Here is a 17,295-nt window from a genome sequence, read left to right as displayed (position 1 = left end):
GCCTCCCCCCGCCGCCCGGGCAGCGGGACGGGACCCAGCACCTCGGCGTCCGCCGGCAGGGCAGCGGCCTCCAGGAAGGCCTCCACCGCCTCCCCGCGCCCCGCCACCGCCGCCATCCGAGACACCGGCGGGAACCCCAGCTGCGCCCGCTCCGCGAGCTCCCGCACCGCGTGCCCCACGGGATCCCACCGCACCAGCGCCTGGACCGGCCGCAGCGTCGGCTCGGCCACCACCACGACCTGCCCGTCCGCCCGGACCAGCGAGGCGGCGGCGATCCAGCGCCGCAGCGCCTCCTCCCCCGCCCGCAGGTCGGGCCGGGTCAGCATCGCCCAGCCGTCGAGCAGCAGCGCCGCCGCGTACCCGGCGCCCGCCGCGACCGGTTCGGCGCCGGGGGTGGAGACCACGAGCGCCGGGCGGTCCGGCACCTCGTCCAGCACGTGGTCGCGCCCCGAGGTCCGCACCGGCACCGCCGGAAAGGCCCGGCCCAGCTCCTCCGCGGTCCGCCGCGCGCCCACCACCTGGGCCCGCAGCCGGAACGACCCGCACTCCTCGCAGTGCCACGCCGGCTCGCCCCGCCCGCACCAGCCGCAGTGCAGGTCCCGCTCGTCGGGGGCCTCCAGCGGCCCGGCGCACACGGTGCAGCGGGCCGGGGTGCGGCAGCGCTCGCACGCCAGCCGGGGCACGTACCCGCGCCGCGGCACCTGGACCAGCACGGGCCCGCTCCCCAGGCCCTCCCGCACGGTCTCCCAGGCCAGGCTCGGCAGCCGGGCCGCGCGGGCGGCCCCGTCGCGGGCCAGCAGCTCGTCGCCGACGGTACGGATCCGGGGGGCGGCGGCGCGCACCGTCTCCCGGTCGGCGGTCAGCGGCCGGGCCCAGCCGGACTCGACCAGCTGGGCGGCCTCGACCGTGCAGCTGGTGCTCCCGGCGAGGAAGGCGCAGCCGTCGGTGACCGCGCGCAGCTCCAGGACCTCGCGGACGTGCGGGAAGGGGGCGTGGTCGTCGCCGTGGCTGGAGTCGCCGTCGTCCCAGACCGCGACCAGCCCGAGGTCCCGTACGGGGGCGAACATCGCCGCCCGGGTGCCGACCACGGCCCGCACCGAGCCCCGGTTGACCGCGAGCCACTCCTGGTAGCGCTTCTCCGGCCCGGAGTCGGCGGTCAGCAGGGCGTGCCGGCCCTCGCCCAGCAGGGCGGTCAGGGCGGCGTCGACCCGGGAGGCCGTGCGCCCGTCGGGGACGACGGCCAGGGCGCCGCGGCCGGAGGCGAGGGTGGCCGCCATGGCACGGGCCAGCTCGTCGGCCCAGCCGGGGCCGGGCAGGGCGGTCCACACCGCGCGCGGGGTGCCGCCGCCGGCCAGGGCCCGCAGGAAGGCGGGCCCGGCGCCGTAGCGGCTCCAGCCGCCGGGCTCGGGCGCGGGGGGCGGGGGCAGCGGGGCCGGGGAGGGTTTGGCCTCGGCGCGGGCGTTGCGCTTGGGGAGCGCCAGCTGGAGGACGTCGGCCAGGCTGCCCGCGTACCGGTCGGCGACCGCGCGGGTGAGGGCCAGCATGCGGGGGCCGAGGACCACCTCGGGCGAGACGACCTGGGCGAGGGCGGCCAGCGCCCCCTCGTAGTCGGACTCGGCGCGCCGCTCGACGATGAACCCGTCGATGAGCCCGCCGCCCTCGCGGCGGCCCCCGTGCACCCGGTGGGCGCCGGCGCCGAAGCGGACCCGGACGCGGACGCCGGGGCGGGCGGTCTCGGAGAGCTCGGCGGGGACGGCGTAGTCGAAGAGGCGGTCGAGGTGGAGGACGCCCTTGTTGACGAGGACGCGGGCCACCGGCAGCTCCTCGGCGAGGGCGGCCCCGCGCCAGGTCCGCGGCTTGGCCTTGGGCGCCTTGGCCTTCGCCTCGGCGACCATCTCCCGGATGAGCGCGAGCTGCTGCGGGCCGCCGGGGCCGTCTGCGTCGGGTGCATTCTCGCTGCTCACAGCAGCATTCTTACCAGGGCCCACCGACAGTCGGAGCCCTCCCGAGGTCCCGGCGGGCGGCGGCGGTACCGCGGTCCTTCAACGCCGGGCTCGCACCCGGCTCCAGATGAAGCCGTCACCCCTCGCACCGGGAGGGCGCCCGCAGCCTATGCGGGACGTGTCCGGGCCGCAACGCGATACCGCCCCGGACCTGCGGGTCCGGGGCGGTATCGGGTGGAGCGGGTGCCGGTTGCGGGCGATTACAGACCGGCGGCGGCGCGCAGGGCGTCGACGCGGTCGGTGCGCTCCCAGGTGAAGTCGGGGAGCTCGCGGCCGAAGTGGCCGTACGCGGCGGTCTGGGCGTAGATCGGGCGCAGCAGGTCGAGGTCGCGGATGATCGCGGCCGGACGCAGGTCGAAGACCTCGCCGATCGCGTCCTCGATCTTCTGGACGTCGACCTTGGCGGTGCCGAAGGTCTCGACGAACAGGCCGACGGGCTCTGCCTTGCCGATCGCGTACGCGACCTGGACCTCGCAGCGGGCCGCGAGGCCGGCGGCGACGACGTTCTTGGCGACCCAGCGCATCGCGTACGCGGCCGAGCGGTCGACCTTCGACGGGTCCTTGCCGGAGAAGGCGCCGCCGCCGTGGCGGGCCATGCCGCCGTAGGTGTCGATGATGATCTTGCGGCCGGTCAGGCCGGCGTCGCCCATCGGGCCGCCGATCTCGAAGCGGCCGGTCGGGTTGACCAGCAGCCGGTAGCCCTCGGTGTCGAGCTTGATGCCGTCCTCGACGAGCTGCGCGAGCACGTGCTCGACGACGAACTCGCGGATGTCGGGCGCGAGCAGCGAGTCCAGGTCGATGTCCGCCGCGTGCTGCGTGGAGACGACGACCGTGTCCAGGCGCACGGCCTTGTCACCGTCGTACTCGATGGTGACCTGGGTCTTGCCGTCGGGGCGCAGGTACGGGATGGTCCCGTTCTTGCGGACCTCGGACAGGCGGCGGGAGAGCCGGTGCGCGATGTGGATCGGCAGCGGCATCAGCTCGGGGGTCTCGTCGCAGGCGTAGCCGAACATCAGGCCCTGGTCGCCGGCGCCCTGCTTGTCGAGCTCGTCCTCGTCGCCCTCGACGCGCTTCTCGTAGGCGGTGTCGACGCCCTGCGCGATGTCCGGGGACTGGGCGCCGATGGACACCGAGACGCCGCAGGAGGCGCCGTCGAAGCCCTTCTTCGAGGAGTCGTAGCCGATCTCGAGGATCTTGTCGCGGACGAGCTGGGCGATCGGGGCGTACGCCTTCGTCGTCACCTCGCCCGCGATGTGCACCAGGCCGGTGGTGATGAGGGTCTCCACGGCCACGCGCGAGGTCGGGTCCTCGGTGAGGAGGGCGTCGAGGATCGTGTCGCTGATCTGGTCAGCGATCTTGTCGGGGTGACCCTCGGTCACGGACTCCGAGGTGAACAGACGACGGGACACAATGCTCCCTGGGGTTGCAGCGGCTGCTGGCTGATCATTTGGCGGAACGATACCGGGGGCTGCGCCCGATCACGTTCCAGATGCAGTTTATCGGTCGCCACCGTTCGCCGGACCACCCGTCTCGCCTTATGGGAGCCGTGTGACCTGCGGCACTCCATTCTGACCCACGGATTTCCCGGCGAGAAGGGAAACGCTCAGGCGCGTCGGAGCTCGCTCGGGGGTGCGAGGCGCGGCGCGACCTGGTCCCAAATGACGTCCGCCAGGACTTCCTTAGGACCATAGGGGACCTGCAGCTCACCACCATCGGAGGCCAGGATGACGGCTTCGTTCTCCTCGGATCCGAAGGTCTTGCTCTCTCCGACCTCGTTGACGACGAGGAGGTCGCAGCCCTTGCGGCGGAGCTTGGCGCGGCCGTTGTCGAGGACGTCGTCCGTCTCGGCGGCGAATCCGACCACGACCTGACCCTTCAGGGCCCGCTCGGCGGAGATCTCGGCGAGCACGTCGGGGTTGCGCACGAGCGCCACCGGATCGGGGTCGCGGCCCTCCTGCTTCTTGATCTTGCCGTCGGCGTACGCGGCGGGGCGGAAGTCGGCCACGGCCGCCGCCATCACCACGGCGTCGGCGTCGGAGGCCGCCGCGAGGACCGCCTCGCGCAGCTGGAGGGCCGTGCCCACCCGGACGACGTCGGCCCCGGCGGGGTCGGCCAGCGCGGTGTTGGCGGCCACCAGGGTGACCCGGGCGCCGCGCGCCACGGCGGTGCGGGCCAGCGCGTAGCCCTGCTTGCCGGAGGAGCGGTTGCCGAGGAAGCGGACCGGGTCCAGGGGCTCGCGGGTACCGCCGGCGCTGATCACCACGTGCCGTCCGGCCAGGTCGGGGGCGGCGGTGCCGCGGGCGAGGACGGCCCGGCAGACCTCGAAGATCTCCTCCGGGTCGGGCAGCCGGCCCTTGCCGGTGTCCTTGCCGGTCAGGCGTCCGACGGCGGGCTCGATGACGACCGCGCCGCGGCGGCGCAGGGTGGCGACGTTCTCCTGCGTGGCGGGGTGCTCCCACATCTCGGTGTGCATCGCGGGGGCGAAGACCACCGGGCAGCGGGCGGTGAGCAGGGTGTTCGTGAGGAGGTCGTCGGCCAGGCCGTGGGCGGCCTTGGCGAGCATGTCGGCGGTGGCCGGGGCGACGACCACGAGGTCGGCGCTCTGGCCGATCCGCACGTGGGGCACCTCGTCCACGCTCTCCCACACCTCGGTGGAGGCCGGGTTCCCGGAGAGCGCGGCCCAGGTGGCCTCGCCGACGAAGTGCAGGGAGGCGGCCGTGGGCACCACCCGCACCTCGTGCCCGGACTCGGTCAGCCGGCGCAGCAGCTCGCACGCCTTGTAGGCGGCGATGCCACCGCTGACTCCCAGCACGACCTTCGGCTTGTCCACTGCTTCTCCCGTGATCGGTTGTGTACGTACCTATGACACACCACAGGCCCGGCAGCGGTGCTGCCGGGCCTGTGGTGTGCGACGTCGTGGCCTACTGGGCCGGGGCCTCGATGGCCTCGGAGGTCAGCAGACCCGCGTTGATCTCGCGCAGGGCGATCGAGAGCGGCTTCTCGTGGACGTGGGTGTCCACCAGCGGGCCGACGTACTCCAGCAGGCCCTCACCGAGCTGCGAGTAGTACGCGTTGATCTGACGCGCACGCTTGGCCGCGTAGATCACGAGGCTGTACTTCGAGTCCGTGGCCTCGAGCAGCTCGTCGATCGGCGGGTTGATGATGCCCTCGGGCGCGGTGATGGAAGAGGACACGCTCTACCTTCCGAAGATGGATAAAAGATCAGACAACTTCCATCAAGGCTAGCAGCTCACGTGCTACGTCCTCGACGGAGGTGTTGACCAGGGTGGTGTCGAACTCGGACTCGGCAGCGAGTTCGACCTTGGCGGTGTCGAGCCGGCGCGCGATGACCTCGGCGGTCTCGGTGCCCCGGCCGGTGAGCCGGCGGACCAGCTCGTCCCAGCTCGGCGGGGCCAGGAAGACCAACTGGGCCTCCGGCATCGACTCGCGGACGAGCCGGGCGCCCTGGAGGTCGATCTCCAGGAGGACCGGTTCGCCGTTGTCGAGCCGTTCCAGTACCGCGCCGCGCGGTGTGCCGTAGCGGTTGCCCGCGAACTCGGCCCACTCCAGCAGCTCGCCGTTGGCGATCAGCTTGTCGAACTCGTCGTCGTTGACGAAGAAGTACTGGACTCCGTGTCGCTCACCGGGCCGCGGCTTGCGGGTGGTGGCCGACACCGAGAGCCAGACCTCGGGGTGGACCTTGCGCATATGCGCGACGACCGTGCTCTTGCCGACCCCCGAGGGGCCGGAGAGCACGGTCAGCCGCGGACGAACCTCTGCTGCCATAGAGCGATTATCCAGGTTCTCGGGACTGCCTGAGAACGCCGGGAGAACTTCGGGCGACGCCTCAGGCGCCGCTACCGCCGAACTCACGCTCCAGAGAGGCGATCTGGTTGGAGCCGAGACCTCGGACACGCCGGGACTCGGAGATGCCGAGGCGCTCCATGATCTGCTTGGCGCGGACCTTGCCCACGCCGGGCAGCGACTCGAGAAGGGCGGAGACCTTCATCTTGCCGATGACGTCGTTCTCCTGGCCCGTCTTGATGACGTCGTGGAGGGAGGCGCCGGAGTGCTTGAGTCGATTCTTCACCTCGGCCCGCTCCCGGCGAGCCGCGGCGGCCTTTTCGAGCGCTGCTGCGCGCTGTTCAGGGGTAAGGGGCGGAAGAGCCACGCCTACGTCACCTCGGATGTCGAACTGTCGGATACGGACCGGCGGGGAGCCCTCGGGCACCACGCCGGGCGAGCTCCCGAACAGCGGTGGAACTCGATCGCTGCGCGTTCACTCTGGTCGGAGACTAGCGGCCAAGGCCGCTCCAGTCAGCGAGAACGGACGAAAAGTCCTGGTCAGCCTCCACTGAACCGTACATCACGGGCAAAACACCCCGGTTTTGTCCGGGGAAAGACGTTCGATTTTCGTCAGCCCGTGCCCGGTGGGCGCTCCGCGCCGGTCCGCGACCCGTCCGATCAGACCGCCACGGCCTCGCGGATCTCGTCCGCGAACCGCTTCGCGGAGGCCCTCAGGGCGGCGGTGTCCGGCCCGTGCTTGAGGACGCCTCGAGAGACGTTCGGGACCACGTTGCCCACGGCCGCGCCGAAGACCGCCGGGAGGTCGGCCGCGGTCGCGCCCTGGGCACCGATGCCGGGGGCCAGGAGCGGACCGTTGATGTCCAGGTCGAAGGAGGACAGGTCGCCCAGGGTGGCGCCGACCACCGCGCCGAAGGAGCCCATGGGCTCCGCCCCGGCGTTCTCCGCCGCCAGGTGCGCCAGCATGGTCGCCCCGATGGAACGGCCGTCCTCGCGCACCGCCCGCTGGACCTCCGCACCCTCCGGGTTGGAGGTCAGCGCCAGCACGAACAGGCCCGCACCGGAGGCGCGCGCCAGGTCCACGGCCGGCTTCAGCGAGCCGTAGCCCAGGTACGGGGAGACGGTCAGCGCGTCCGAGAACAGCGGGGAGGACGGGTCCAGGAACGCGGAGGCGTACGCGGCCATCGTGGAGCCGATGTCGCCGCGCTTGGCGTCCATGACCACCAGGGTCCCGGCCGCCCGGGCGTCCGCCACGGTCCGCTCCAGCACCGCCACGCCGCGCGAGCCGAAGCGCTCGAAGAAGGCGGCCTGCGGCTTGAAGACCGCCACCGAGTCGGCGAGCGCCTCCACGACGGTGCGGGAGAACCGCTCCAGGCCCGCGATGTCGTCCGCCAGGCCCCAGGAGTCCAGCAGGGCGGCGTGCGGGTCGATGCCGACGCACAGCGGGCCGCGCGCGTCCATCGCGGCGCGCAGGCGGGCGCCGAAGGGGGTCACGGGGGTCTGGGAGGTCACTGGGCGGCCTTTCGGGTCTCGGCGCCCACGGCCTCGGCCAGGGTCGCGTACGGGCTGGCGGCCAGGCGTGCGGCGAGGCCCTTGTGGATGGCGCGGGCGTAGAACGGGCCCTCGTAGATGAAGGCGCTGTAGCCCTGGACCAGGGTGGCGCCCGCCAGGATGCGCTGCCAGGCGTCCTCGGCGTTCTCGATGCCCCCGACGCCCACCAGGGTGATCCGGTCGCCCACACGGGCGTACAGGCGGCGCAGGACCTCCAGGGAGCGCTCCTTGACGGGGGCGCCGGACAGTCCGCCGGTCTCCTTGACCAGGGCCGGGTCGGACTTCAGGCCCAGGCCCTCGCGGGCGATGGTGGTGTTGGTGGCGATGATGCCGTCCAGGCCGAGCTCCAGGGCCAGGTCGGCGACCGCGTCCACGTCCTCGTCGGCGAGGTCCGGGGCGATCTTGACCAGCAGCGGGACGCGGCGGCCGGCGACCGAGCGGTCGGCGGCCTCGCGCACGGCCGTGAGCAGCGGGCGCAGGGACTCGGTGGCCTGGAGGTTGCGCAGGCCCGGGGTGTTGGGCGAGGAGACGTTGACGACCAGGTAGTCGGCGTGGCGGGCGAGGCGCTCGGTGGAGACGACGTAGTCGGCGGCGGCCTCGGCCTCCGGGACCACCTTGGTCTTGCCGATGTTGACGCCGACCACGGTCTTGAAGACCGGGTTGCGGGCGGCCAGGCGGGCCGCGACGGCCTCGGAGCCCTCGTTGTTGAAGCCCATGCGGTTGATCAGCGCGCGGTCGGGGACCAGGCGGAACAGCCGCTTCTTGGGGTTGCCGGGCTGCGCCTGGCCGGTGACCGTGCCGATCTCGACGTGGTCGAAGCCGAGCATGGTCATGCCGTCGATGGCGACGGCGTTCTTGTCGAAGCCGGCGGCGAGCCCGAAGGGGCCGTGCATGCGCAGGCCCAGGGCCTCGGTGCGCAGGCCCTCGTAGCGGGGGGCCAGGGCGGCCGCGACGAAGGTGCGCAGCACGGGGGTGCGGGCGGCGAGGCGGATCCACCGGAAGGCCGTGTAGTGGGCCTGCTCGGGGTCCATCCGCTTGAAGACCAGGTTGAAGAACAGCTTGTACATAGTCCGAAAAGTCCCTTCTGCGCTCACGAAGAGGGGGACACCCGGCGCGGATCGCGCGTCCGGTGTCCCCCTCTCGCTTACGGGCTGCTAGTCGCGGGAGGCGTTCAGGTGCTCCGCGTGCTCCTGGAGGGAGCGCACTCCGACCTCGCCGCGGCCGAGCGCGTCGATGCCCTGGACGGCGGCGGCGAGCGCCTGGACCGTCGTCAGGCACGGGACGCCGCGCGCCACGGCCGCCGTGCGGATCTCGTAGCCGTCGAGGCGGCCGCCGGTGCCGTACGGGGTGTTGACGATCAGGTCGACCTGGCCGTCGTGGATGAGCTGGACGACGGTCTTCTCGCCGTTCGGGCCCTCGCCCTCGCTGAGCTTGCGCACGACGGTGGCGTTGATGCCGTTGCGCTTGAGGACCTCGGCGGTGCCGGAGGTGGCCAGCAGCTCGAAGCCGTGGGCGACCAGCTCGCGGGCCGGGAAGACCATCGAGCGCTTGTCGCGGTTGGCGACCGAGATGAAGGCGCGGCCCTTGGTGGGGAGCGGGCCGTAGGCGCCGGCCTGCGACTTGGCGTACGCGGTGCCGAAGACCGAGTCGATGCCCATGACCTCGCCGGTGGAGCGCATCTCCGGGCCGAGGACGGTGTCGACGCCGCGGCCGTGGATGTCGCGGAAGCGCGACCACGGCATGACGGCCTCCTTGACGGAGATCGGCGCGTCCAGCGGCAGGGTGCCGCCGTCGCCCTCCTTGGGGAGCATGCCCTCGGCGCGCAGCTCGGCGATGGTGGCGCCGAGACCGATGCGGGCGGCGGCCTTCGCGAGCGGGACGGCGGTGGCCTTCGAGGTGAAGGGCACGGTCCGGGAGGCGCGCGGGTTGGCCTCCAGGACGTAGAGGATGTCGCCCGCCATCGCGAACTGGATGTTGATCAGGCCGCGGACGCCGACGCCCTTGGCGATGGCCTCGGTGGAGGCGCGCAGGCGCTTGATGTCGTAGCCGCCGAGGGTGATCGGGGGCAGGGCGCAGGCCGAGTCGCCGGAGTGGATGCCGGCTTCCTCGATGTGCTCCATGACGCCGCCGAGGTAGAGCTCCTCGCCGTCGTAGAGGGCGTCCACGTCGATCTCGATGGCGTCGTCGAGGAACCGGTCGACCAGCACGGGGCGGGTCGGGGAGATCTCGGTCGACTCCGCGATGTACGACTCCAGGCGGGTCTCGTCGTAGACGATCTCCATGCCGCGGCCGCCGAGCACGTAGGACGGGCGGACGAGGACCGGGTAGCCGATCTCGTCGGCGATCGCCTTCGCGCCCGCGAAGGTGGTGGCGGTGCCGTGCTTGGGGGCGGGCAGGCCGGCCTCGGCCAGGACGCGGCCGAAGGCGCCGCGGTCCTCGGCGGCGTGGATGGCCTCCGGCGAGGTGCCGACGACCGGGACGCCGTTGTCCTTGAGGGCCTGGGCGAGACCGAGCGGGGTCTGGCCGCCGAGCTGGACGACGACGCCGGCGATGGGGCCGGCCAGCGACTCGGCGTGGACGATCTCCAGCACGTCTTCGAGCGTCAGCGGCTCGAAGTACAGGCGGTCGGAGGTGTCGTAGTCCGTCGAGACGGTCTCGGGGTTGCAGTTGACCATCACGGTCTCGTAGCCGGCGTCGCTGAGGGCGAAGGAGGCGTGGACGCAGGAGTAGTCGAACTCGATGCCCTGGCCGATGCGGTTCGGGCCGGAGCCCAGGATGATCACCGCGGGCTTGGTGCGCGGGGCGACCTCGGACTCCTCGTCGTAGGACGAGTAGAAGTACGGGGTCTTCGCGGCGAACTCGGCGGCGCAGGTGTCGACCGTCTTGTAGACCGGGCGCACGCCGAGGGCGTGGCGGACCTCGCGGACGACGTCCTCGCGCAGGCCGCGGATCTCGGCGATCTGGGCGTCGGAGAAGCCGTGGCGCTTGGCCTCGGCGAGGAGCTCGGGCTCCAGCTTCTCGACGGAGGCGAGCTCGTCGGCGATCTCCTTGATCAGGAAGAGCTGGTCGACGAACCACGGGTCGATCTTCGTGGCCTCGAACACCTCCTCCTGCGTGGCGCCGGCGCGGATGGCCTGCATGACGGTGTTGATGCGGCCGTCGGTCGGGCGGACCGCGACGCGCAGCAGTTCGTCCTTGTCACCGGGCTCGCCGACGAAGGTGAACTGCGAGCCCTTCTTCTCCAGGGAGCGCAGGGCCTTCTGGAGGGCCTCGGTGAAGTTGCGGCCGATGGCCATGGCCTCGCCCACCGACTTCATGGTGGTGGTGAGGGTGGCGTCGGCGGCCGGGAACTTCTCGAAGGCGAAGCGCGGGGCCTTGACGACGACGTAGTCGAGGGTCGGCTCGAAGGAGGCCGGCGTCTTCTCGGTGATGTCGTTGGGGACCTCGTCCAGCGTGTAGCCGATGGCCAGCTTGGCGGCGATCTTGGCGATCGGGAAGCCGGTGGCCTTCGACGCGAGCGCGGAGGAGCGGGAGACGCGCGGGTTCATCTCGATGACGATGACGCGGCCGTCGACCGGGTCGATCGCGAACTGGATGTTGCAGCCGCCGGTGTCGACGCCGACCTCGCGGATGATCGCGATGCCGATGTCGCGCAGCCGCTGGTACTCGCGGTCGGTGAGGGTCATCGCCGGGGCGACGGTGATGGAGTCGCCGGTGTGGACGCCCATCGGGTCGAAGTTCTCGATGGAGCAGACGACGACCACGTTGTCCTTGGTGTCGCGCATCAGCTCCAGCTCGTACTCCTTCCAGCCGAGGATGGACTCCTCCAGGAGCACCTCGGTGGTCGGGGAGAGCGTCAGGCCCTGGCCGGCGATGCGGCGCAGCTCGTCCTCGTCGTGGGCGAAGCCGGAGCCGGCGCCGCCCATGGTGAAGGAGGGGCGCACGACGACGGGGTAGCCGCCGAGGGTGTCGACACCCTTGATGACGTCGTCCATCGAGTGGCAGATGACCGAGCGGGCGGACTCGCCGTGGCCGATCTTGGCCTTCACGGCCTCGACGACGCCCTTGAAGAGGTCGCGGTCCTCGCCCTTGTTGATGGCCTCGACGTTGGCGCCGATGAGCTCGACGCCGTACTTCTCCAGCACGCCCTGCTCGTGCATGGAGATGGCCGTGTTGAGGGCCGTCTGGCCGCCCAGGGTGGGCAGGAGCGCGTCGGGGCGCTCCTTGGCGATGATCTTCTCGACGAACTCGGGGGTGATCGGCTCGACGTACGTGGCGTCGGCGATCTCCGGGTCGGTCATGATCGTCGCGGGGTTGGAGTTCACCAGGATGACCCGCAGGCCCTCGGCCTTGAGGATGCGGCAGGCCTGGGTGCCGGAGTAGTCGAACTCGGCGGCCTGGCCGATGACGATCGGGCCGGAGCCGATGACCAGGACGGACTGGATATCGGTGCGCTTAGGCACGCTCGGCCTCCATAAGGCTGACGAAGCGGTCGAAGAGGTACGCGGCGTCGTGCGGGCCGGCAGCCGCTTCGGGGTGGTACTGGACGCTGAAGGCCGGCTGGTCGAGCAGCTGGAGGCCTTCGACGACGTTGTCGTTCAGGCAGACGTGGGAGACCTCGGCGCGGCCGAAGGGGGTCTCGGACACCTTGTCGAGGGGCGCGTCGACGGCGAAGCCGTGGTTGTGCGCGGTGACCTCGACCTTGCCGGTGGTGCGGTCCTGGACCGGCTGGTTGATGCCGCGGTGGCCGTACTTCAGCTTGTAGGTGCCGAAGCCGAGCGCGCGGCCCAGGATCTGGTTGCCGAAGCAGATGCCGAAGAGGGGGGTCTTGCGCTCCAGGACGCCCCGCATGACGGCGACGGGGCCGTCGGCGGTGGCCGGGTCGCCCGGGCCGTTGGAGAAGAAGACGCCATCCGGCTCGACCGCGTACACGTCCTCGACGGTGGCGGTGGCGGGCAGCACGTGCACCTCGATGCCGCGCTCGGCCATCCGGTGCGGGGTCATGCCCTTGATGCCGAGGTCGACGGCGGCGACGGTGAAGCGCTTCTCGCCGATCGCGGGGACGACGTACGCCTCCTTGGTGGCGACCTCGGCGGAGAGGTTCGCGCCCTTCATCTGCGGCTGCGCCTTCACCTTCGCGAGCAGCGCCGCGTCGTCGGCGATCGCCTCGCCCGAGAAGATGCCGACGCGCATGGCGCCGCTCTCGCGCAGGTGGCGGGTCAGGGCGCGGGTGTCGACGCCGCTGATGCCGACGACGCCCTGCTTGACGAGCTCCTCGTCCAGCGAGCGCTGCGAGCGCCAGTTGGACGGGATGCGCGCGGGGTCGCGCACGACGTAGCCGGAGACCCAGATGCGGGAGGACTCGGGGTCCTCGTCGTTGACACCGGTGTTGCCCACGTGGGGGGCGGTCATCACGACGACCTGCCGGTGGTACGACGGGTCGGTGAGGGTCTCCTGGTAGCCGGTCATGCCGGTGGAGAACACGGCCTCGCCGAAGGTCTCCCCCACTGCGCCGTAGGCGCGGCCGCGGAAGATACGGCCGTCCTCCAGGACGAGTACGGCGGGAGCTTTGGCTGCTCCCCTGGTGGAGGTCGTCATCGTTCGGCGCCTTCCGTCGTGATGGATGTGTTCATGGAGTTGATCGCCTCGACCCAGGCGGCGTGCTCGGCCGCGCGGTCGGAGCGGAATCCGGAGTCGATCAGCTTGTCCCCGTGCGCCCAGGTGACGACGAGCAGACCGCCCTCGGTGAGTACCTTGCCCGCGATTCCCTTGTCGAGGCGGGCGCCGCGCAGCTGCGGGGCCGGTACGAAGAAGTCGGTGGCACCCGGACGGACCACGTCGAGCCCCACGTCGGTGAGGGTGAGCTCCACGCGGCTGCGCACTCCCAGACCGTGGGCGACGATCCGGTCGAGCCACTGCCCGGCGGTGGTGGACCCGTGGTACCGGCCGGTCAGGGCCAGCCGGTGCTCGGGGAGGCCGCCGGGTGCGGCGGGCAGTTCCGGCAGGTCGTTCTGCAGGGCGCCGCGCCATTTCCAGCCCTGCCGCATCAGCCAGTAGACGAAGGCGATGAAGACGAGCAGACCGACCACCCATGCGATGCGGGCGCCCCAGTCCGTCACCTCCGCCGACTGTCGCTCGGCGGCCTCGGCGGCCAGTTGGATCACTGCAGGTGTCACGCGAGTTTCCCGTCCACGACCGTTGCGCGGCCCCGCAGGAAGGTGTGGGTGACGCGCCCCGGCAGCTCACGGCCCTCGTAAGGCGTGTTGCGGCTGCGGGAGGCGAAGTGTGCGGGGTCCACGGGACCACGGTACGAGGTATCGACCAAGGTCAGGTTCGCGGGTTCACCTGCCGAGACGGGCCGGCCGTGCTGGTGGGACAGGCCGCCGATGCGGGCGGGGGCGAAGGACATGCGCTCGGCGACGCCGGCCCAGTCCAGCATCCCGGTCTCCACCATCGTCTGCTGGACGACGGAGAGCGCGGTCTCCAGGCCCACCATGCCCATGGCGGCGGCGGCCCACTCGCAGTCCTTGTCCTCGTGCGGGTGCGGGGCGTGGTCGGTGGCGACGATGTCGATCGTGCCGTCGGCGAGCGCCTCGCGCAGGGCCGTCACGTCGCGCTCGGTGCGCAGCGGCGGGTTGACCTTGTAGACCGGGTTGTACGAGCGCACCAGCTCGTCGGTGAGGAGCAGGTGGTGCGGGGTGACCTCGGCGGTGACGTCGATGCCGCGGGACTTGGCCCAGCGGACGATCTCGACGGAGCCGGCGGTGGAGAGGTGGCAGATGTGCACGCGGGAGCCGACGTGCTCGGCGAGGAGGACGTCGCGGGCGATGATCGACTCCTCGGCGACGGCCGGCCAGCCGCCCAGGCCCAGCTCCGCGGAGACGGTGCCCTCGTTCATCTGGGCGCCCTCGGTGAGGCGGGGCTCCTGGGCGTGCTGGGCGACGACGCCGCCGAAGGCCTTCACGTACTCCAGGGCGCGGCGCATGATCACGGCGTCGTCCACGCACTTGCCGTCGTCGGAGAAGACGGTGACGCGGGCGGCGGACTCGTGCATGGCGCCCAGCTCGGAGAGCTTCTTGCCCTCCAGGCCGACGGTGACGGCGCCGATGGGCTGCACGTCGCAGTAGCCGGACTCCTTGCCCAGGCGCCAGACCTGCTCGACCACGCCGGCGGTGTCGGCGACCGGGAAGGTGTTGGCCATCGCGAAGACGGCGGTGTAACCGCCGGAGGCGGCGGCGCGGGTGCCGGTGAGGACGGTCTCGGAGTCCTCGCGGCCCGGCTCGCGCAGGTGGGTGTGGAGGTCGACGAGGCCCGGGAGGAGGACCTGGCCGGCCGCCTCGATGACGGTGTCGACGCCTTCGGCGGACAGGCCGGTGCCGACCTCGGCGATGGTCTCGCCGTCGATCAGGACGTCCTGCGCCTCGCCGCCGAGGACCTGCGCACCGCGGATAAGGATCTTGCTCATGGTTACTTGTTCTCCTCGGTGCGGGCGGTGGTGACGGCGGGCTCGGAGCCTCCGAGCAGCAGGTACAGGACGGCCATGCGGATCGAGACGCCGTTGGCGACCTGCTCGACGACCGTGCAGCGGTCGGAGTCGGCGACCTCGGCGGTGATCTCCATGCCGCGGACCATCGGGCCGGGGTGCATCACGATGGCGTGCTCGGGCATCTTGGCCATGCGGGCGGCGTCCAGGCCGTAGCGGCGGGAGTACTCGCGCTCGGTCGGGAAGAAGGCGGCGTTCATCCGCTCGCGCTGGACGCGCAGCATCATGACCGCGTCGGACTTGGGGAGCACCTCGTCCAGGCCGTAGGAGACCTCGCAGGGCCAGTTCTCGACGCCGACCGGCACCAGGGTGGGCGGGGCCACCAGGGTGACCTCGGCGCCGAGGGTGTGCAGCAGGTCCACGTTGGAGCGGGCCACGCGGCTGTGCAGGACGTCGCCGACGAGGGTGATCCGGCGGCCGTCGAGGCCCTTGCCGAGACCGGCGTCGCGGCCGACCAGGCGGCGGCGCATGGTGAAGGCGTCGAGCAGGGCCTGGGTGGGGTGCTGGTGGGTGCCGTCGCCGGCGTTGATCACCGGGGCGTCGATCCAGCCGGAGTTGGCGAGCCGGTAGGGGGCGCCGGAGGCGTGGTGGCGGATGACGACCGCGTCGACGCCCATGGCCTCCAGGGTCTGGGCGGTGTCCTTGAGGGACTCGCCCTTGGAGACGCTGGAGCCCTTCGCGGCGAAGTTGATGACGTCGGCGGAGAGGCGCTTCTCGGCGGCTTCGAAGGAGATCCGGGTACGGGTCGAGTCCTCGAAGAACAGGTTGCAGATCGTGCGGCCGCGCAGGGTGGGCAGCTTCTTTATCGGCCGGTCGGCGACGCGCGCCATCTCCTCGGCGGTGTCGAGGATGAGGACGGCGTCGTCGCGCGTGAGGTCGGCGGCCGAGATGAGGTGGCGCTTCATCTGGGTGCTCCGTAAGTCGGGAGGAGGGCAGGCAGACAGGGCTGACGGTGGTGCGGGCAGGGCAGGCCCGGGCACGGACCCCGGCCCGGGGCCCCGTACCCGCGGTGGGCTACTGCGCGGCTGCCTGGACGGTCCGCTGGCCGAGCAGCACGGCGTCGCGGCCGTCCTCCTCCTGGAGCTGGACCCGGACGGTCTCCCGCAGCGACGTGGGCAGGTTCTTGCCCACGTAGTCGGCGCGGATCGGAAGTTCACGGTGGCCGCGGTCGACGAGGACCGCGAGCTGGACGGCGCGGGGGCGGCCGAGGTCGCCGAGCGCGTCGAGGGCGGCGCGGATGGTGCGGCCCGAGAAGAGGACGTCGTCGATGAGGACCACGAGGCGGCCGTCGATGTCGTCACCGGGGATCTCGGTGCGGCCGATGGCGCGGGCGGGCTTCATCCGCAGGTCGTCGCGGTACATGGTGATGTCGAGGGAGCCGACCGGGATCTTCGTCCCGGTGATCTCCTCGAGCTTGGCGGCCAGCCGGCGGGCGAGGAACACACCGCGGGTGGGGATGCCGAGGAGCACCACGTCGTCGGCGCCCTTGGCGCGTTCGACGATCTCGTGGGCGATACGGGTCAGTACCCGGGCGATGTCCTGTGCCTCCAGCACGGGGCGCATCGCTTCATCGGGAGAGACCGGGGAAACCTGGCTGTCCATGAAGAGGACCTCCTTCTCCGCCTCACGGGACGGACCTTAAAGGACGTCTGATGTACGCCGTCCACGGTACCAGGGCCCGGCGGACACCTGCGCACCGGGCCCGCCCGCTCCCCCTCGTACGAGGGCGTCGATGACCATTCGGCTTGACGCATCCACGTAACGCTGCGTAACCTCACAGTGAGTTACCAGCCGCGCGGCGGAGCCGCACGTCACAGCGTCCGGGAGCGTTATGTCCAGCGAATACGCCAAACAGCTCGGGGCCAAGCTCCGTGCCATCCGCACCCAGCAGGGCCTCTCCCTCCACGGTGTCGAGGAGAAGTCCCAGGGCCGTTGGAAGGCCGTGGTGGTCGGTTCCTACGAGCGCGGGGACCGCGCCGTCACCGTCCAGCGCCTCGCCGAGCTGGCGGACTTCTACGGGGTTCCGGTCCAGGAGCTGCTCCCGGGCACGACCCCCGGCGGGGCCGCCGAGCCGCCGCCGAAGCTGCGCCTCGACCTGGAGCGCCTGGCGGGCGTGCCCGCCGAGAAGGCCGGCCCGCTCCAGCGTTACGCCGCGACCATCCAGAGCCAGCGCGGCGACTACAACGGCAAGGTGCTGTCGATCCGCCAGGACGACCTGCGCACCCTGGCCGTCATCTACGACCAGTCCCCCTCGGTCCTGACCGAGCAGCTGATCAGCTGGGGCGTCCTGGACGCCGACGCGCGCCGCGCCGTGGCCCACGAGGACATCTAGTCCCCCGGGCCGGCAACGGCCACACCAGCAGAAACGTACCGGCGGGTGCCGGGACCCCCCCG

Annotated in this window: 15 protein-coding genes; 1 reads left to right on the top strand and 14 read right to left on the bottom strand. The window is 71.9% G+C overall.

The features are described 5' to 3' along the window. From ACFVXK_RS29495 to pyrR, 14 genes are all read right to left on the bottom strand, one after another. Positions 1 to 1,964 (bottom strand): primosomal protein N' (locus ACFVXK_RS29495; protein WP_389617306.1); only part of this gene is annotated, 1,964 nt, incomplete at its 3' end. Positions 1,965 to 2,203: 239 nt separating this feature from the next. Further along, the gene (gene metK / locus ACFVXK_RS29490; RefSeq protein ID WP_365157118.1) at positions 2,204 to 3,412 is read right to left on the bottom strand and encodes a methionine adenosyltransferase; all 1,209 of its coding nucleotides are present in this window, start codon (positions 3,410 to 3,412) and stop codon (positions 2,204 to 2,206) included. 194 nt (positions 3,413 to 3,606) lie between these two features. Continuing rightward, a complete protein-coding gene (gene coaBC / locus ACFVXK_RS29485; protein WP_389617301.1) occupies positions 3,607 to 4,833 on the bottom strand; it encodes a bifunctional phosphopantothenoylcysteine decarboxylase/phosphopantothenate--cysteine ligase CoaBC in 1,227 nt (408 codons plus the stop codon). Positions 4,834 to 4,924: 91 nt separating this feature from the next. Next, entirely contained in the window at positions 4,925 to 5,197 is a 273-nt protein-coding gene (gene rpoZ / locus ACFVXK_RS29480) for a DNA-directed RNA polymerase subunit omega (protein ID WP_004948662.1), read from the bottom strand. Positions 5,198 to 5,225: 28 nt separating this feature from the next. Then, positions 5,226 to 5,789, bottom strand: coding sequence for a guanylate kinase (gene gmk / locus ACFVXK_RS29475; protein WP_389617297.1), 564 nt, complete (start codon positions 5,787 to 5,789; stop codon positions 5,226 to 5,228). A 61-nt stretch (positions 5,790 to 5,850) separates the two neighbouring features. Then, entirely contained in the window at positions 5,851 to 6,174 is a 324-nt protein-coding gene (locus tag ACFVXK_RS29470; RefSeq protein WP_030234009.1) for an integration host factor, read from the bottom strand. A 293-nt stretch (positions 6,175 to 6,467) separates the two neighbouring features. After that, positions 6,468 to 7,319, bottom strand: a complete 852-nt coding sequence (gene pyrF, locus ACFVXK_RS29465; RefSeq protein WP_389617292.1) for an orotidine-5'-phosphate decarboxylase — start codon at positions 7,317 to 7,319, stop codon at positions 6,468 to 6,470. Continuing rightward, positions 7,316 to 8,425, bottom strand: coding sequence for a quinone-dependent dihydroorotate dehydrogenase (locus ACFVXK_RS29460; protein WP_389617289.1), 1,110 nt, complete (start codon positions 8,423 to 8,425; stop codon positions 7,316 to 7,318). Before ACFVXK_RS29460 ends, pyrF begins: the two co-directional genes overlap by 4 nt. Before the next feature lie 87 nt (positions 8,426 to 8,512). Beyond that, positions 8,513 to 11,821: a carbamoyl-phosphate synthase large subunit gene (gene carB, locus ACFVXK_RS29455; protein ID WP_389617286.1), complete on the bottom strand. Its 3,309-nt coding sequence runs from the start codon at positions 11,819 to 11,821 to the stop codon at positions 8,513 to 8,515. Continuing rightward, positions 11,814 to 12,956, bottom strand: a complete 1,143-nt coding sequence (carA, locus tag ACFVXK_RS29450; RefSeq protein ID WP_389617283.1) for a glutamine-hydrolyzing carbamoyl-phosphate synthase small subunit — start codon at positions 12,954 to 12,956, stop codon at positions 11,814 to 11,816. Before carA ends, carB begins: the two co-directional genes overlap by 8 nt. Continuing rightward, positions 12,953 to 13,534 (bottom strand): hypothetical protein, encoded by a 582-nt coding sequence (locus ACFVXK_RS29445; RefSeq protein WP_389617280.1) that lies wholly within the window; start codon positions 13,532 to 13,534, stop codon positions 12,953 to 12,955. Before ACFVXK_RS29445 ends, carA begins: the two co-directional genes overlap by 4 nt. Beyond that, the gene (locus ACFVXK_RS29440) at positions 13,531 to 14,823 is read right to left on the bottom strand and encodes a dihydroorotase (RefSeq protein WP_389617277.1); all 1,293 of its coding nucleotides are present in this window, start codon (positions 14,821 to 14,823) and stop codon (positions 13,531 to 13,533) included. The genes ACFVXK_RS29445 and ACFVXK_RS29440 overlap by 4 nt, the downstream gene beginning before the upstream one ends. Before the next feature lie 2 nt (positions 14,824 to 14,825). Beyond that, the gene (locus tag ACFVXK_RS29435) at positions 14,826 to 15,806 is read right to left on the bottom strand and encodes an aspartate carbamoyltransferase catalytic subunit (protein WP_389617270.1); all 981 of its coding nucleotides are present in this window, start codon (positions 15,804 to 15,806) and stop codon (positions 14,826 to 14,828) included. A 109-nt stretch (positions 15,807 to 15,915) separates the two neighbouring features. Continuing rightward, the gene (gene pyrR / locus ACFVXK_RS29430) at positions 15,916 to 16,503 is read right to left on the bottom strand and encodes a bifunctional pyr operon transcriptional regulator/uracil phosphoribosyltransferase PyrR (RefSeq protein WP_389617267.1); all 588 of its coding nucleotides are present in this window, start codon (positions 16,501 to 16,503) and stop codon (positions 15,916 to 15,918) included. A 229-nt stretch (positions 16,504 to 16,732) separates the two neighbouring features. Between pyrR and bldD the strand changes: the two genes are divergently transcribed. Further along, positions 16,733 to 17,233: a transcriptional regulator BldD gene (bldD, locus tag ACFVXK_RS29425; RefSeq protein ID WP_007263032.1), complete on the top strand. Its 501-nt coding sequence runs from the start codon at positions 16,733 to 16,735 to the stop codon at positions 17,231 to 17,233. Positions 17,234 to 17,295: the final 62 nt, after the last annotated feature.

The sequence above is a fragment of the Streptomyces sp. NPDC058157 genome (genome assembly GCF_042884105.1).
GTDB lineage: Bacteria > Actinomycetota > Actinomycetes > Streptomycetales > Streptomycetaceae > Streptomyces.
This window is presented reverse-complemented; position numbering and strand designations above follow the sequence as displayed.

Coding starts and splice junctions, on each gene's coding strand:
- gmk (WP_389617297.1), bottom strand. CDS start 5,789: ATGGCAGCAGAGGTTCGTCCGCGGCTGACCGTGCTCTCCGGCCCCTCG.
- ACFVXK_RS29460 (WP_389617289.1), bottom strand. CDS start 8,425: ATGTACAAGCTGTTCTTCAACCTGGTCTTCAAGCGGATGGACCCCGAG.
- carA (WP_389617283.1), bottom strand. CDS start 12,956: ATGACGACCTCCACCAGGGGAGCAGCCAAAGCTCCCGCCGTACTCGTC.
- ACFVXK_RS29440 (WP_389617277.1), bottom strand. CDS start 14,823: ATGAGCAAGATCCTTATCCGCGGTGCGCAGGTCCTCGGCGGCGAGGCG.
- ACFVXK_RS29435 (WP_389617270.1), bottom strand. CDS start 15,806: ATGAAGCGCCACCTCATCTCGGCCGCCGACCTCACGCGCGACGACGCC.
- pyrR (WP_389617267.1), bottom strand. CDS start 16,503: ATGGACAGCCAGGTTTCCCCGGTCTCTCCCGATGAAGCGATGCGCCCC.
- bldD (WP_007263032.1), top strand. CDS start 16,733: ATGTCCAGCGAATACGCCAAACAGCTCGGGGCCAAGCTCCGTGCCATC.